This window comes from Neisseria perflava (assembly GCF_019334725.1).
GTDB lineage: Bacteria > Pseudomonadota > Gammaproteobacteria > Burkholderiales > Neisseriaceae > Neisseria > Neisseria subflava_A.
Map to the genome: position 1 here is coordinate 627,858 of NZ_CP079818.1, position 16,055 is coordinate 643,912.

The 16,055-nt window shown below is 47.9% G+C and carries 11 protein-coding genes; 2 read left to right on the top strand and 9 right to left on the bottom strand.

Translation table 11 applies throughout. The annotated features are described in order from the left end of the window. Positions 1–10: 10 nt before the first annotated feature. The 5 genes from pilB to LPB400_RS03210 all read right to left on the bottom strand — a co-directional run bounded on the left by pilB (position 11) and on the right by LPB400_RS03210 (position 7,876). Positions 11–1,690 (bottom strand): type IV-A pilus assembly ATPase PilB, encoded by a 1,680-nt coding sequence (gene pilB / locus LPB400_RS03190; protein WP_070824176.1) that lies wholly within the window; start codon positions 1,688–1,690, stop codon positions 11–13. A gap of 392 nt (positions 1,691–2,082) precedes the next feature. After that, positions 2,083–3,144, bottom strand: a complete 1,062-nt coding sequence (locus LPB400_RS03195) for a DNA polymerase beta superfamily protein (RefSeq protein ID WP_219089372.1) — start codon at positions 3,142–3,144, stop codon at positions 2,083–2,085. Between the two features lie 14 nt (positions 3,145–3,158). Then, positions 3,159–3,917 carry a nucleotidyltransferase domain-containing protein gene (locus LPB400_RS03200; protein ID WP_219089374.1) on the bottom strand — a complete coding sequence of 253 codons (759 nt, stop codon included), beginning with the start codon at positions 3,915–3,917 and terminating at the stop codon, positions 3,159–3,161. A gap of 92 nt (positions 3,918–4,009) precedes the next feature. Then, on the bottom strand, positions 4,010–7,225 hold the full coding sequence (gene carB, locus LPB400_RS03205; RefSeq protein ID WP_063069315.1) for a carbamoyl-phosphate synthase large subunit: 3,216 nt from the start codon (positions 7,223–7,225) through the stop codon (positions 4,010–4,012). 42 nt (positions 7,226–7,267) lie between these two features. Further along, the gene (locus LPB400_RS03210) at positions 7,268–7,876 is read right to left on the bottom strand and encodes a hypothetical protein (protein WP_219089376.1); all 609 of its coding nucleotides are present in this window, start codon (positions 7,874–7,876) and stop codon (positions 7,268–7,270) included. A 161-nt stretch (positions 7,877–8,037) separates the two neighbouring features. Here LPB400_RS03210 and LPB400_RS03215 point away from each other — a divergent pair, with 161 nt between their 5' ends. Beyond that, complete coding sequence (locus LPB400_RS03215; RefSeq protein WP_219089381.1) at positions 8,038–8,208, top strand: hypothetical protein; 171 nt, start codon at positions 8,038–8,040, stop codon at positions 8,206–8,208. A 630-nt stretch (positions 8,209–8,838) separates the two neighbouring features. Here the strand turns inward: LPB400_RS03215 and LPB400_RS03220 are convergent. From LPB400_RS03220 to carA, 3 genes are all read right to left on the bottom strand, one after another. Continuing rightward, a complete protein-coding gene (locus LPB400_RS03220) occupies positions 8,839–9,228 on the bottom strand; it encodes an endonuclease domain-containing protein (RefSeq protein WP_219089383.1) in 390 nt (129 codons plus the stop codon). 97 nt (positions 9,229–9,325) lie between these two features. Then, on the bottom strand, positions 9,326–9,583 hold the full coding sequence (locus tag LPB400_RS03225; RefSeq protein WP_219089385.1) for a SemiSWEET family transporter: 258 nt from the start codon (positions 9,581–9,583) through the stop codon (positions 9,326–9,328). A gap of 100 nt (positions 9,584–9,683) precedes the next feature. Then, on the bottom strand, positions 9,684–10,814 hold the full coding sequence (gene carA, locus LPB400_RS03230; protein ID WP_107768722.1) for a glutamine-hydrolyzing carbamoyl-phosphate synthase small subunit: 1,131 nt from the start codon (positions 10,812–10,814) through the stop codon (positions 9,684–9,686). Between the two features lie 483 nt (positions 10,815–11,297). Here carA and pilC point away from each other — a divergent pair, with 483 nt between their 5' ends. Then, complete coding sequence (pilC, locus tag LPB400_RS03235) at positions 11,298–14,849, top strand: PilC family type IV pilus tip adhesin (protein ID WP_219089387.1); 3,552 nt, start codon at positions 11,298–11,300, stop codon at positions 14,847–14,849. Positions 14,850–15,117: 268 nt separating this feature from the next. On the opposite strand, the gene LPB400_RS03240 is transcribed toward pilC, so the two are convergent. After that, complete coding sequence (locus LPB400_RS03240) at positions 15,118–15,852, bottom strand: LytR/AlgR family response regulator transcription factor (protein ID WP_003748328.1); 735 nt, start codon at positions 15,850–15,852, stop codon at positions 15,118–15,120. Positions 15,853–16,055 lie beyond the last annotated feature (203 nt).

A 16,055-nucleotide genomic window follows, 5' to 3' on the forward strand; every position in this document is an offset into this window, starting at 1 on the left:
ATATGGCAGTTTAGTCATTGGTATGGGCAGTCACTTCTTCCAACGAAGTCAGGCCCTGCATGACTTTCATGAGACCGGCTCGACGCAAGTCTACCATGCCTTCCTGATAGGCCATGTTCATGATATCAACTTCTGTACCGTTGTTCATAATGACTTTTTGCATTTCATCACTGACCGGCATGACTTCATAAATACCGACGCGGCCTTTAAATCCTTTACCGCGGCAGCTGTCACAACCAACCGGGCGGTAGAGTTTCCAATCTTGAGCCAAGTCCGCATCGGTAAAGCCGGCTTTTTTCAATGCCGGAACCGGAGGGCGTTCAACTTCGCGTTTGCAGTTTGGACACAGTCTGCGCAACAGCCTTTGCGCCATAATCAGGCTGACCGAGCTGGCGATGTTGAAAGGCGCAACACCCATGTTCAAAAGGCGGGACAGCGTGGCCGGTGCATTATTGGTATGCAAGGTAGAGAAAACCATGTGGCCGGTTTGGGCGGCTTTAATGGCGATGTCGGCGGTTTCCAAGTCACGAATCTCACCGACCATAATAATATCAGGATCTTGACGTAAGAAGGATCGGAGTGCGGCAGCAAACGTCAGGCCTTGTTTTTCATTGACGTTGACTTGGTTGACGCCCGGCAGGTTAATCTCGGCCGGATCTTCTGCCGTCGAAATGTTCACATCTTCCGTGTTCAAAATACTCAGGCAAGTATAGAGCGAAACGGTTTTGCCCGAACCTGTCGGACCGGTAACCAATACCATGCCGTAAGGGCGGTTGATGGCCTCAAGCAGCATTTCTTTTTGGAAAGGCTCTAAGCCGAGTTGGTCGATATTGAGCGATGTACCATCGGAATTTAGGATACGCATCACCACTTTTTCGCCAAACAATGTCGGCAAAGTGCTGACACGGAAGTCAATCGGACGGCCGTGTTTATGGAAGGCAATTTGAATTCTGCCGTCTTGCGGAATACGTTTTTCGGAAATATCCAAACGCGCCATCACTTTGATGCGCGATGCCAACTGGCCGCGCACGGCGACAGGAGGTTGTACGACTTCACGCAATTGTCCGTCCACACGGAAACGAACGCGCGCCATTTGTTCGTAGAATTCAAAGTGGATGTCTGATGCGCCAGCGTTCAGGGCATCTGATAAAGTTTTGTGGATGAAGCGGGGGATAGGGCCGTCTTCAGCTTCTTCATTGTCGATATAAAGCGATTGCGATTGCTGTGTTGCTTCATGTTCGTCGTTGATTTCTTTCAGAATGGTGGTCGAACGTTGACCCAGCCATTCCAGCAATGAGCTGAGCTGGTCGTCTGGAACCACGACCAAGTCGACACTTAAACCTGAAGCAAAAGCGATTTTTTGAAAGTTTTGGATTTGGGTAGGATCGGATACGGCGAAATAAACCTTGCGTCCGCGTTTGAAAATCGGAATGCAACGGTTTTGCACCATTTGCTCTTCCGTCAGAATGTCGCTGACTACATTATTGCGTGGGTAGTAGCGCAAATCCAAAAGGGGATAGCTGAATACGCGCGCGACCAACTCTCCCAAAGCTTTAGGGGAGATGATGCCGTCTGAAAACAGGTTGGGCAGGATTTCTTTGCCCGATTGTAAAAGGCTGTTGTAATGTTCCGCTTGTTGATTTGAGATGGTTTGGCTTTGAACCAAAACACGCAATAATCCGACACTCATTTTATTTTCCGTTTCTTGTGCAGTTTTCCCTTTAATTTAGAGGAAAGCCGTATTATTTTATCATTATTATGATTAAAGCATATATTTAATTATGCAAATCTGCTTAAGTTGCAAAGACATGCTTCTGCTTTAATTGTATTTTTATTTTGGACGGCCATTATAAAGCAAGGAGAATAGGCGTTAAACTCGATATTTTGGGATTATGATGAAAAAACAACAATTTTGTCGTATGAATCCAATCAATAACGAAATTATATTTCATGTTGCTATTGCTTGTTTGGAGATGGCAGAAAAGGTTGTTTTGATGGACAGACGGTTAGAATTTGAAATATGAAAAGGCCGTCTGAAAAGCGGAAACACATAATTTCAGACGGCCTCTGTTTTTGATTTTCTTATCCGTAAATCTTGGTTCGGATTTCGACGAGGGCATTGATTGCCAAAGTGCTGTTTACAGCTTCTGACAGATCGGACTGGGCGAACAAATTTTCTACTTCGTTAATCAATGTTTCTGCACGCGCCAACAGTTCATCGTAAGGAAAAGAACCGCGCTTGATGGCCAGCAATTCGTCACGATTGGGACGGCGTGGACGGATTTCGCCATGAAGGGCAATATCGCGTGCGGTTTCAAGCAGGCGGAAGGTGTGCATCATATTTTTTGCATCGTAACCTTGGCCGTGCGCCTGCGTGCCTTGATAGCGTGTTTCGTTGCGTTCTGTCAGCCATTGTTGATAAGAGGCATATTCGCGGCAGTAGCTGCTGTATCCGTCTTGGTTGAAGGATAGATGGGCAAGCGGTGTTTCACCTTCTGGAATGGTGCTGAGTGAAAGCGTTGTGGCTTCGGATTTGGGTGCAATACCGTGGTAGCCAAGTGTGCCGTCGGCATCGTAAAACAGGGCATAAAGTTCTCGGGCGTGGGCTATTTTGATTAAGCCTACACGCCTTTGTTCCATTCCGCGTTGTGCAAGCCAGTACTGTAACGGTACGGTTTGCCTGCCTTCTATGATGTGGCAGAAATCAAGGATGCTTTTCTTTTCAGACGGCATCGGATTGCTGATTTTTTTATTCAATCCCCGTGCTTTTTTGATTTGTCCGTAGGCATAGCCTGCAAAACTTTGCTGGCAGGTTTTGGAGATAAACCATTCGGTTTTGAACGCATCCATCAATGGCGAACGGTATCGCACACAGTCGGAAGGGGAAGCCAGCAGCTCCAGCGTGTTCGGATTGCTTTGCAGCAGCAATTCGATAAATCGTCCCAGTTCGTAATACACAATGTCGTTGGTTTCATTGCTGATTTGCGGGATGTATTCCATGCCGTAAAACATGGATTTGGGCAGGTAAAACACGCCTTTGATGTCGGTATCGGACTCGGGCGTTGCCAAACCGTAGGCACGGCTGCCGGACACGGCTTCAAGCAGAATCAGGTTTTGCGTGTGCAAGTCTTCGAGGGTCAGCATATTCAGACAGCCTTTTACGGATAAATGGTTGCCAAGGTGGAACGGAATAATTCGTTCAAAGGCCCGCTATCGGCAGGTTCGGCAGTAGGGGCAGACAAGGCGTAAACTTCGTTATATAGGTCAACAGTCAGCTTTTGCAGCTCTGGCGATAATGTGTGCAGATAACTTTCGTCCTGTCCTGCTTTTAATGCAACCAGATCAGTAATTTGGGTAGCACAATCTGTCTGCCACTCATTCATCAACTCAACCAAAGTCATTGGCGGAATACCGCCTTGTTTCACCGCCCAGCGTGCCGCCAATAAAGGGCGTAAGACGTAAAACCATTTCTTCAATTTAATCGGCTGCGCCAAATCCATAGCTTTTAAAGCATTGCCGGCGATACCGCGATAATGGTGCAACAACGCAGCGGCTTGGACGTATTGGGGCGCAAGTTCGTTCAGACGGCCTATGAATGCCTCATCTTGTGTATAAACAATCGGCGAACGCAACCATTCCAGCAATACGGCATTGCTTTTTCTCAACAGGTGCAAAGCCTTGCGGATGTCCCAGCCGCCTACGTCAAACCATTGGTTTTCGATAAATTCAAACGTATCTTTTGCTTCGTCGATTTGCAGATAATGTTCCTGCGGACGGATATAAATGGTGCGGACATCATAATCGCTGTCGGGCGAAGCAAAGCCCCATGCGCGGCTTCCGCTCTCCGCCGCCAACAGAAAATGCAGTGGTTCGGCAAGTGAAATTTGAGTCAGTTTTTCTTGAATAGTTTGTTTCATTACGTTTTCCTTATTTTTACAGAAAGGCCGTCTGAAACTGAGCAATCAGGTTTCAGACGGCCTTTTTAGCTATTTAAATCCGATAGGATTGATTAGGCTTTGTTTTTCAGACGACCATGCAATTCCTGTACGCTGTACACGCCCAAGTGCTCGCGGCTTTTTGCGCCTTCGCTCATGGCTTCGCCGCCGGCGATGGTGGTGTATTGCGGTACGCGTTGGGTGAGGGAGGTGCGGCGGATGCTGTGGCTGTCGGTAACAGATTGTACTGTGCTGCCGACGGTGTTGACCACCAGTGCGATTTCGCCGTTTTTAATTGCGTCCACGATGTGTGGGCGGCCTTCCTGCACTTTGTTGACCGCTTGCACGATGATGCCGTGTTCTTTCAAGTATTCGGCGGTACCGCGTGTGGCGCAGACACCGTAGCCGAGTGCTTGGAAGTTTTGTGCGGTTTTGACGATGAGCGGTTTGTCTTCATCGCGTACGGCGAGGAACACTTTGCCTGTTGTACTCAAGCGTTCGCCTGCGCCGAGTTGGGCTTTGAAGTAGGCTTCGCCGAAGCTTGCGCCTACGCCCATGACTTCGCCGGTAGAGCGCATTTCAGGGCCGAGAATGGTGTCCACACCCGGGAATTTGATGAATGGGAACACGGCTTCTTTAACGGCATAGAAGTCTGGGATGACTTCTTTTTCCACGCCTTGCTCTTTCAGCGAAATGCCTGCCATCACGCGTGCGCCGACTTTGGCGAGCGGTACGCCGGTGGCTTTGGATACGAACGGTACGGTACGGCTGGCGCGTGGGTTCACTTCCAGTACGAAGACCACGCCGTCTTGTACGGCAAACTGTACGTTCATCAAGCCGACCACGCCCAGCGCGTATGCCATGGCTTTGGTTTGACGGCGGATTTCGTCTTGGATTTCTTCGTCCAAAGAGTATGGAGGCAATGAACAGCCGGAGTCGCCGGAGTGGATACCTGCTTGTTCGACGTGTTGCATGATGCCGCCGATCACGACATCTTGGCCGTCTGAAACGCAGTCTACGTCCACTTCGATGGCGTTGTTCAAGAAGAAGTCGAGCAATACAGGGCTGTCTTCGGAAACTTGTACGGCTTCGCGCATGTATTTTTGCAACTCTTCGGCAGAGTGAACAATCTGCATGGCGCGGCCGCCGAGTACGTAAGACGGGCGAACGACCAGCGGATAACCGATTTCTTCAGCTTTGACGAGCGCTTCTTCTTCGTTGTGGGCGATGCGGTTGGGCGGCTGGCGCAGGCCTAAGTCGTTCAACACTTTTTGGAAGCGTTCGCGGTCTTCGGCGGCGTCGATGCTGTCGGCAGATGTACCGATGATGTTCACGCCGTTTTCAACCAGCGCGTTGGCGAGTTTGAGCGGGGTTTGGCCACCGTAATGCACAATCACGCCCCATGGGTTTTCGGTGCGGACGATTTCCAACACGTCTTCCAGCGTCAGCGGCTCGAAGTACAGGCGGTCGCTGGTGTCGAAGTCGGTAGATACGGTTTCAGGGTTGCAGTTGACCATGATGGTTTCAAAACCGGATTCGCGCAGGGCGAGTGCAGCATGAACGCAGCAGTAGTCAAATTCGATACCTTGGCCGATGCGGTTTGGACCGCCGCCGAGAATCATCACTTTTTTACGGTCGGAAGGACGGGATTCGCATTCTTCTTCGTAAGTGGAGTAGAGGTAGGCGGTTTCGGTGGCAAACTCGGCGGCGCAGGTGTCGACGCGTTTGTAAACCGGATGCAGGTTCAGCGCGTAGCGGTGTTCGCGGACTTCTTTTTCGCTTACGTTCAACAATTGTGCCAAACGTTTGTCAGAGAAGCCTTTGCGTTTCAGACGGCGCAAAGCGGCATAATCCAAGTCTTGCAACTGGCCGTCTGAAACCGATTTTTCTTCTTTCACCAAGTCTTCGATTTGCGCCAAGAACCAAGGGTCGATGGCGCAGATTTCGTGGATTTCTTCCAGTGTGAAGCCTGCGCGGAACGCATCGGCTACAAACAGCATACGCTCAGGGCCAGGGTTGGCCAGTTCGCGGCGGATTTCCGCTTTGTCTTCGCTGCGAGGGTTGAAGCCGCACAAGCCGGTTTCCAAACCGCGCAAGGCTTTTTGGAAGCTTTCTTGAATGGTACGGCCCATCGCCATCACTTCGCCCACGGATTTCATCTGCGTGGTCAGACGGTCGTCTGCAGCAGGGAATTTTTCAAACGCAAAACGCGGGATTTTGGTCACGACATAGTCGATGGAAGGCTCGAACGACGCGGGCGTACGGCCGCCTGTAATATCGTTGCGCAACTCGTCCAGCGTAAAGCCGACCGCCAGTTTCGCCGCCACCTTCGCAATCGGGAAGCCCGTTGCTTTAGAGGCCAACGCGGAAGAACGGCTCACGCGCGGGTTCATCTCAATGACAATCATCTCGCCGTTTTCAGGGTTTACCGCAAACTGCACGTTCGAGCCGCCCGTGTCCACGCCGATTTCGCGCAATACCGCCAACGAAGCATTACGCATGATTTGGTATTCTTTGTCGGTCAATGTTTGTGCAGGCGCAACAGTGATGGAGTCGCCGGTATGCACGCCCATCGGGTCGAAGTTTTCAATCGAGCAGATAATGATGCAGTTGTCGTTTTTATCGCGTACAACTTCCATCTCGTACTCTTTCCAACCGAGAACAGACTGCTCAATCAGCAACTCATGCGTAGGCGACGCATCGAAACCGCGTTCGCAAATCGCCAAAAACTCATCTTTGTTGTAGGCAATGCCGCCGCCCGAACCGCCCATGGTAAAAGAAGGACGAATCAGGGTAGGGAAGCCGACCTGTTCCTGCGCTGCCAAAGCCTCGTTCATGGTGTGGCAGACAAAAGATTTCGGGCAAGACAAACCGATTTTTTCCATCGCTTCTTTAAAGCGGCCACGGTCTTCCGCCTTGTCAATCGCGTCTTCGGTCGCGCCAATCAGCTCGACGTTGTATTTCGCCAATACGCCGTTACGCGCCAAATCTAGCGCGCAGTTCAGCGCGGTCTGGCCGCCCATCGTGGGCAGAATCGCGTCAGGACGCTCTTTGGCGATAATTTTTTCCACCGTTTGCCACATAATCGGCTCGATGTAGGTAACATCCGCCATTTCAGGGTCGGTCATGATGGTGGCGGGGTTGGAGTTTACCAAAATGACTTTATAGCCTTCTTCACGCAAGGCTTTGCAGGCCTGTGCGCCCGAATAGTCAAATTCGCAGGCTTGACCGATAACGATAGGGCCGGCGCCGATGATAAGGATGGATTTTAGGTCGGTACGTTTGGGCATGGTGGGTCTTTCTATGAAATCAAATGTTTAGCTAAAAACTTATTACTGATTTTGATTGGCTTTTAATTGCTCTACAACAGTATTGGCAATCTCTTTTCCTGATGGGGCTGTAATTGTGTAATAAAAGCTAATACTGCCTATGAAGAAACTGATAATGGCTATGATATAGGCTATATAACTTTGTGTTTTCATTTTTTTGTGATCATGTTTGATCTGATTTAATTCTTTTAATTCAGAAATAATTGGAGTTAATAAATGTTTTTGACTTTCAGATCCATGTATTTCCAAAAGTTCATTTATTCCTATTAGTGTCGGTTTTAGTTCGTCTGAGCAGCCATCAAAAGGTTCTTCTTGTTGGATTTCCTTTTGTAATTGTCTAACTAAATTTAAATTTAATTCATCAGTGTAATATAGTTGCTTAATAATTTTTCTGGCAGCAAAATTATTAAGGTTTACTGCTTCTGTCATTTGTTTTATATCATTAAGATCTAGGTTGTTGTGATTATTTTTTAATATATCAATTATTCTAGATTTAAATTTCTTTTTCTTTATATTCTCTAAATATAGCTGAATTGGAATAAAAACAATTATAAAGAGCAAAAGAAATATATATGTTAGAGCTATAGCCCATGTGGCAATTATATTTATCATTTATCAATATCTTCCATTTGATTTATATATTGCTTCATGATAAGCGAGTGTAGCAAGCGTAGGCTGGGTTGAAAAACCAACAGAAACCGCTTAATCATCTAAAAACGTTGGGTTTGGCAACCCAACCTACTTTAGTAAGCCGTAGCTCGTATGTAGGGTGTGTGCGGTACGCACGCACGCGTTCTCCATTTTCCCTGCAACCCCAACCCACCGCGTGCGTGCCTTGCGGTACACACCCTACCGATGGATTCAAAGGTCGTCTGAAAAAACGCTCGCGGCGTTTGTTCCATCTGTCTTGCGATAAAGGCTGCCTGAAAAATTCCTGCCGTTGATATTTCCGGCATTCTTTTTCAGACGACCTGCAACGCCTGAATCTGCTGCAACCTGCTCCCTCCCCCGTGGGGGAGGGCTGGGGAGAGGGCATCTCCCAAAATTGCGGCAATCTTTTCCAACGCCCTCACAACCCCAAATACAAGCCTTGCGGCTTGTTGCCCTCTCTCTAACTCTCTCCCACGGGAGAGAGGACTAGGCGACTGTTCGGGTTAGGGGTTCTGCAAGGAAACAGGTTGTGCAGGCTGCTTTTTGCTTTTCAGACGGCCTGCAATCAACGGCTGGAAACCCAATCTGCTTTTTAAACTGCCTGAAACCGCAAAATCTGCTGCAACCTTCTCCCTCCCCTCGTAGGGGAGGGCTGGGGAGAGGGTATTCTCCCAATTGCAGCAATCTTTCCCAACACCCTAACCGCCCAAAATACAAGCCTTGCGGCTTGTTGCCCTCTCTCTAGCTCTCTCCCACGGGGAGAGAGGACGGGGTGGCGGTTGGAATTAAGGGTTTTGCAAGGAAAACAGGTTGTGCAGGCTGCTTTTTGCTTTTCAGACGGCCTTCAAAACGCTCAATTCAGGCAGCCTGTACCCCACCTGTATCCTATAATTTTCAAAAATCCAATCAAAATCAGCCATCTGCTACCGTGCAGGCTGCTTTTCCAATTCTTGCAACATGCGCAGGATTTCCGCCAGTACATCGCTTGTTTGCTGCAAAATTTCGTGGTTCCAAAAACGCAGCACGGTAAAGCCCAGGCTGTTGAGATATGCCGTCCGCGCGTGGTCGTATGCGGCTTGTTCTGTGTGCTGTCCTCCGTCTGCTTCGACAATCAGCTTGGGCGTTGCGCACATAAAATCAACAATATAGTTTCCAATCGGCTGCTGGCGGCGGAATTTATAGCCGTTCAGACGGCCTGCCCTCAGGTGCTGCCACAATTTTGCTTCCGCCTCGCTCATTTCTTGACGCATGGCTTTTGCGCGTTGGCGCAGGGCGGGGTTGTCGGCGGTCAATAGTTTTTCGGGTGGGTTCATTTTTTTATTATTAGGTGTGGGAAACACCTTGATAACAATCTTTTTTTTCAGACGACCTTTTGCGTTTTTATTTTGCACAGGCCGTCTGAAAACTTCCTTAAAAACTAGTGATAAATGTAATTAAACCCAAAATGATACCGGGGGCGTTTGCCAGTATGATGGGGTAGTCGCGTTTTTCTTTCAAAAAGCCGTAGGCAAACCATAATGTGCAGTTGATGGCGGCGACGAGGGGTTGCAACGGCGAGCCGGGGTTGCCGGCAAGGTTGTTTTGGATTTGCGGGATATAAGCAACGTACATACCGACGGCGGCCAGGGTGGCTGCGACGGAGAGGACGCGCATTTGTTTTTCAGTCATGGGGTTTCCTTTCTGACTTGAGTTACAGGATTTTGAATCGCTTGATTTTCAGACGGCCTGCCTGCCCTGCCGGATTTGACGGCCGTCTGAAAAATTCGCTTTATTGCTTCGCCGCTTTGATATTGTCAATGAATTTGTCAAACAGATAACCGACATCTTGCGGACCCGGGCTGGCTTCCGGGTGGCCTTGGAAGCAGAATACAGGTTTGTCTGTCAGTTCGATGCCTTGCAAAGTGTTGTCGAACAAGGATTTGTGGGTAATGCGTGCGTTGGCAGGCAGGGTGTCTGCATCGACGGCGAAACCGTGGTTTTGGCTGGTAATAACGACTTTGCCGCTGTCCAAATCTTGTACTGGGTGGTTGGCACCGTGATGGCTGAAGCGCATTTTCAGGGTTTTTGCGCCGATGGCGAGGCTGATCAGCTGGTGTCCTAAGCAAATGCCGAAAATCGGTTTGCCGCTTTCCATCAGTTTTTGTACGGCTTTGATGGCGTAGTCGCAAGGCTCGGGGTCGCCGGGGCCGTTGGACAGAAATACGCCGTCAGGATTGAGTGCCAAGACGTCTTCCGCGCTGGTTTGCGCCGGAACGACGGTCAGGCGGCAGCCGCGTGAGGCGAGCATGCGCAGGATGTTGGTTTTAACGCCGAAATCGTAGGCGACAACGTGGTAAGACTGTTCGGAAGGGGTAACGAAACCTTTGCCCAATTCCCATTCGCCTTCGGTCCATTCGTAAGTTTCTGTGCAGGAAACTTCTTTTGCCAAGTCTTTGCCGACCATGCTGCCGAATGCAGCAATCAGTTCTTGTGCTTTTTCAACCGTGGCATCTGCACCGGTCAAGATTGCACCGCCTTGCGAGCCTTTTTCACGCAACAGGGTAGTCAGGCGGCGGGTATCGATATCGGCGATGGCGACGGTTTTGTTGCGTACCAAATAGTCGTGCAGGCTTTCGGATGCGCGGAAGTTGCTGTGCAAGAGCGGCAGGTCGCGGATAATCAAACCGGCGGCGTAAACGCTGCGGCTTTCTTCATCTTCGGCGTTGGTGCCGGTGTTGCCGATGTGTGGATAGGTAAGGGTAACGATTTGTTTGCAGTAGGAAGGGTCGGTCAGGATTTCTTGATAGCCGGTCATGGAAGTGTTGAACACGACTTCGCCGGAAGTCGAACCTTCGTAACCGATTGATGTGCCGTGAAATACGCTGCCGTCAGCGAGAACGAGAAGAGCCGGAGTGGTCATGATGGAATCCTGTTTGCCTGATGATGGTCGGTTCGAAAAAAAATGGGTCAGGCCGTCTGAAAAATAAAAATTGTTTACAAAAAAGACAGCCTTCGGAAATCTCGGCTAAAAAAAAACACGCTCCGCAGCTTTGATTTTGCTGTGTAACGTGCTTTTTCAGACATAGCGGTCTATGCCGTAGAAGCAGTGTATTTTAAGTCAAAGTAATAGGAATTTCAAGCGTAGAGCCAATAATCGATAATTTAAAAACGTTTTATCTTTACGGTACAGTCCCTTGCTTTTGGAATGCCTGATGAATAAGGTTGAACTAAATATTCAGTCAGGCCGTCTGAAAACTGAGCAGGCAGATTGTTTCATTTTTGTTGTGCTTGAAATGCGCGCTTAGGGAAATTCAGCCGAATCAAACATGAAACAGGCTGTTTATGCTAAAATCGTAGCCCCATAAAAAATAAAAACAACGTCATTTTTAACTGAGATTATCCGATGAAAAAAGAACACATTATGCAAAACGCTCCATCAGGCCGCCATCGCCTCATTCATGCAAGCATCGCTTCCGCTTTAGCCCTCATTAGCTTTTCCGTTCAGGCAAATCCCCAGCAATCTAAAGAAAAGAATGGTTTTGCCGAAATTCCGTTTTACCTGAAAAACGTAAACGAGCCTATTGGCCAGCCCAGAGTCAAACACAATATTATGTTTTTGATTGATGACTCGGGCAGTATGTTGGCTGATGCTAAGGGTGAATATCATGTAGATGATAAGAATAGAAAAATCAATATTGCAAAATCGGCATTAAAGAAGATTTTGGAGCGGTATAAAGATCAGTTTAACTGGGGCTTGCAGACTTTACATAATAATCCTCGGTATTGGAAATGGGATGAGGAAAAAAGGAAAAAGGATAATGCTCTTTACGCATATGCAGAATTGTCTAGCCCCGACGATGACAAAGGCGATATGAAGGATTCTGATGGCTTTACGGATGGTTCTGCCGGTCGAAACTGGGAATATGTCAGGAAAAAGGTAGACGAGATGTTGGCTTACCAAGCTACGCCGACAACGCGCCGTTATTATGAAGTTGTCAAAAATTTCGTTATTCCAAATATTAAATACCGTTGTCAAAAATCCTATGTTGTCGTGGTTTCTGATGGCGATGCCAATATGAGTTGTAGCAATCAGGCCTCTGGAGAAGACCCACGTAAATCTCCCAATACTAACTTCAATTATGACCGAAAATATTATTATTCAAACTATTACCGTGCTATTGATCGTAGCTCGGATGAGGTCTATGAATATTTTGGGCCGTCTGAAGTAAAAGCTTATGAAAATAAACATGGGCAAGGTAAGGAATTTTCAGGAATCGGCCTTAAAGGTGAAGTATATTTTGATCTGCCAAATTATGATCCGAGATTGGATACTCCTGAAGGGAAGAAAAAGTTTCAATGCCAATATACTGATTATGCAAAAGATGATGATTCAGGGGATTGGGTGCTTTTAGGTGAAAAAGATGGTAAACGAGAAGTCAAAGGCATTGGCGAAATTATTGTTCCTTATTGGGATAGGAACTATGAGGATGAAAAACGCGGTATGCGTTTCTTTAGCCAGACTTTGGCAGAAAAAGATATTAAACCTGCGATTAAGTCAGAAAATCGTCTAGATGCTGCGATTAAGCCAGAGGATCGTCGAGATGCTGCAGGCAAGAGCTGGGATGGTGATCCAAGCGATCCTAAGGGCGTAGATTATAGCAAGCAATTGGTTCAGACTTTTACCGTGGGCTTTGGTGAGGGAATCTCTAAAGTCGGGAGAGATTATCTGGAAAAGGGTGCCAGTCGCCCGGAATGGTATTTCAATGCCTCAAAACCTGAAAAGTTGCTTGAGGCCTTTAAAACCATTATCGACAATATTGAAACTGACAGCAAAATAATGAAATTTGAAGGGGCAGCTTCAACTGCGCCGGTGACGACCAGTACAGGTATTCCCAATATGGCGGCAACGGTTCATTTAAATACCGGCTCTTGGAGCAGTCAGTTGCGGTTTTATAAATTAAACCGCAATGGTACGCCTATTAATACGACTGAGTTTGTTCAGCCATCATTTAATAACCGTCTTACTTTGGTTAATGATGGCAGTAAGACCTATTTCATCGATAGAGTTGCAGATAATGAGGCTTCAAACGCCGATTTTGGCATTTCAGACGGCAGTGCGAAAGATGAGTTGAAGTTGGAATGGAAAAATGCATTGCTGAAATGGACTGGCCGAGTAGGTAGTGATGAAACCATCAAAGCTGATGCAGAGGCAAAAGGTTATAACCAGTCTTATCGCATCCGTCCAACTGATCCAGCTGACGCAAGTAAAGATGAGCGCAATTTGGGTGATATTTTGGACGGTTCAGTTGCTTCGATTGGCGATAAGCGCGATAACCGTCAAGAGTTTTTGGTCGCTGCTGCCAATGACGGCATGGTACATATTTTCCGTAATGGTACACCTAGCAATCCTTATGACTTGAAACTCAGCTATATTCCGGCAGGCATGGAGCGTGAGGACGATCAAGGTCAAGCGACAACTTTGGGCAAGGTTCTGAAGGATGTCGCTCGCGATGGTTACGGCTCCATCACGCCGCACCGCTATATGGTTAATGGTGGCTTTGTTCTCCGCCAAACACATGATAAGCAAACCTTTATGTTTGGTGCGATGGGTCAGGGTGGACGTGGTGCGTATGCGTTGGATATTGGTGCAGTGGCGAACAGTGACCGTAGTGGTTGGAATAAGACTGTACCTTTGTTTGAAACAGAAAAAGGCTCTGGCAATAAGCTGGGTTATACCATTGGTTCGACACAAATCGGCCGTGTTTCCATCAAGCGCGATACTACTCCAGTTAATCTGGAATCTGACGTGCGTTATGCAGGCTTCTTGGCCAGCGGTTATCGTACTGAAGATGTGAACAGTGCAGATAATGAAACGGCTTTATATGTCTATGATATGACAGGTAAAGAGGCTGGGACGAAAGGTACAGGAAGTAATGTTTCTGACGCCGGTAAGCTCTTGGCTAAAATTCCTGTACCGGATGGCAAAGGCGGCCTCTCTACCCCTACTTTGGTAGATACCGATTTTGACGGCATTGTCGATATTGCCTATGCCGGCGACCGTTACGGCAATATGTTCCGCTTTGACTTGAGAGGTGAAACACCGTCTGAATGGTCTGCGCAGATGATTTTCCAAGGTTCGGGTAATCAACCGATTACGTCTGCGCCTGCGGTATCGCGCCGCAGTAAAGATAAGTATGTCGTTATTTTTGGTACGGGTAGCGAGATTTACCATAGCGAGCTGGATGTAGCGACACAGGACAATGCGGTGTACGGCATCTATGATGATACTTCCAAAGAAGCTGTTTTGGCTAAAAGCGATGAGCTGACCGGCCAAACTGTTCAAGCGGACGGCGAATATATTTCTGTTACCAACAATAAGGTCAGCGAAGATCAAAAAGGTTGGAAGCTGGCGTTGGGTTCGGGTGAGCGGGTAACTGTCAAACCGACGATGATTTTGCGTACAGCGGTGGTAACTATTCGCAAATACAAGCAGGAAGTCATACATACAAATTCTTCCAGTGCCGATGTTTGTTTGCCGGACAGTACGTCCACACAAACGACTGCAAAAACGATTATTCTGGGCGTCAATGCTGAAAACGGCGGCCGTTTGGGTTTGCGTGATGCGCGTATTTCCGATAAAAACCGCCAATTCATCAAACGTGAAAACAACGGTCAAGTCTATTACGCCAGCGGTATGGTGTTTGACGGCGTGGTCAACTTTACTTATCTGAACGGCTCTAAGGCCGATGATTCTCCGGTAACCGCCGATGGCGATAGCGGCGGCACGGGTACGGATAAAGAGTTGAACGCTACGCCGAGCGTGCCAAACAATAAATGTTTTGCAAACCAAGCCGAGCGCAGTCTGTTGACTAACTCTGATAAGATGCACAGTCTGAAAGTAGAAGGCCGGAAATGCGGACTCAAACGCATCAGCTGGCGTGAATTGTTCTTTTAATCGGTAAGGCTTGAGTATCGAGGCCGTCTGAATTGTTCGGACGGCCTTTTCTGTTGAGTGGTAGTAATTGAGAGATGTTGGATTAAAAAAATAGAAAACCTTGTTTGTGGGTAAAACGGTTTGATTAAATTAAAAGCCTGGATAAGTCTAAACGGTAGGTTTTAGTCGTTTCTGCTTTCTGTTATTGAAATGAGAAGTTAAAAGGCCGTCTGAAAAGATATTTTCAGACGGCCTTTGATTTAAAAAGAGCTAGTTAAAGAGCGCATTGTTAGATGCTGTTTTTAATGATTTTCCTCAGGGTGGACAGTTGTCGGCGGCTGACGGGCAACGGGGTCGGAATATCGAGAATTTTTGCGCCCCATGTGGATGCGTATTCGTCGTTTTCGTCATCGTCCAATCGAATCAGGCTGTCGAGGGTGTGGCGGAAGACGAGGGCGTTGCGGTGGATGCGGATGACTTTGTCGCCCAGTAATTCTTCCCAGTAAACCAATGTTTTCGGTAATTCGTAGCTTTGACCGTCGCCGGTAAACAGATAGACGGTTTTGTGTTCCGCCATCAGATAACGCGCCTGTTGCCAGGGGATTTCAACCATGCGCTCGCGGTTGTACACTTTAAAATGGGTGAAACTGTCTGCTTTTTCGCGGTTTTTCTCGATGATGCGGTCAAGTGCGGTTTGCAGGCGGGTCATTTTGATCGGTTTGAGCAGATAGTCTGCGGCAGCCAGCTCAAACGCGCGCAGGGCGTGTTCTTCGTAGGCTGTGGTGAAGACAATTTCCGGCTGGCGTTTGGCGGTACGCTTGATGCGTTCGACAAACTCGAGACCGTCGATTTCCGGCATGCCGATGTCGGCAAAGACGATGTCGACTTCGTGGACGCTCAGCCACTCCAATGCTGGCATGGCATGGTGAAAGACGTTGAGCAGTACGACATTGCATTCTTCCAATAATACACGCAAGCGTTCTGCTGCTAATACTTCGTCTTCTACAATAATGGCACTTGGCATAGCGGTATTTCTTTTTGTTGTATCGTGGGAGATCTGCCGCGCTTTGTCATCCTCAATAACGCGCCAGCCGTATGTTGTTGCAATCTTGAAATTATCACTTCGCAACAATTTTAGGAAATTTTTAAAATATACATGATTTTTCGCTTCTTGGGCGAGATTTGGAATGAATCTGAAGATTACTTACATAATTTTATGAAATATTG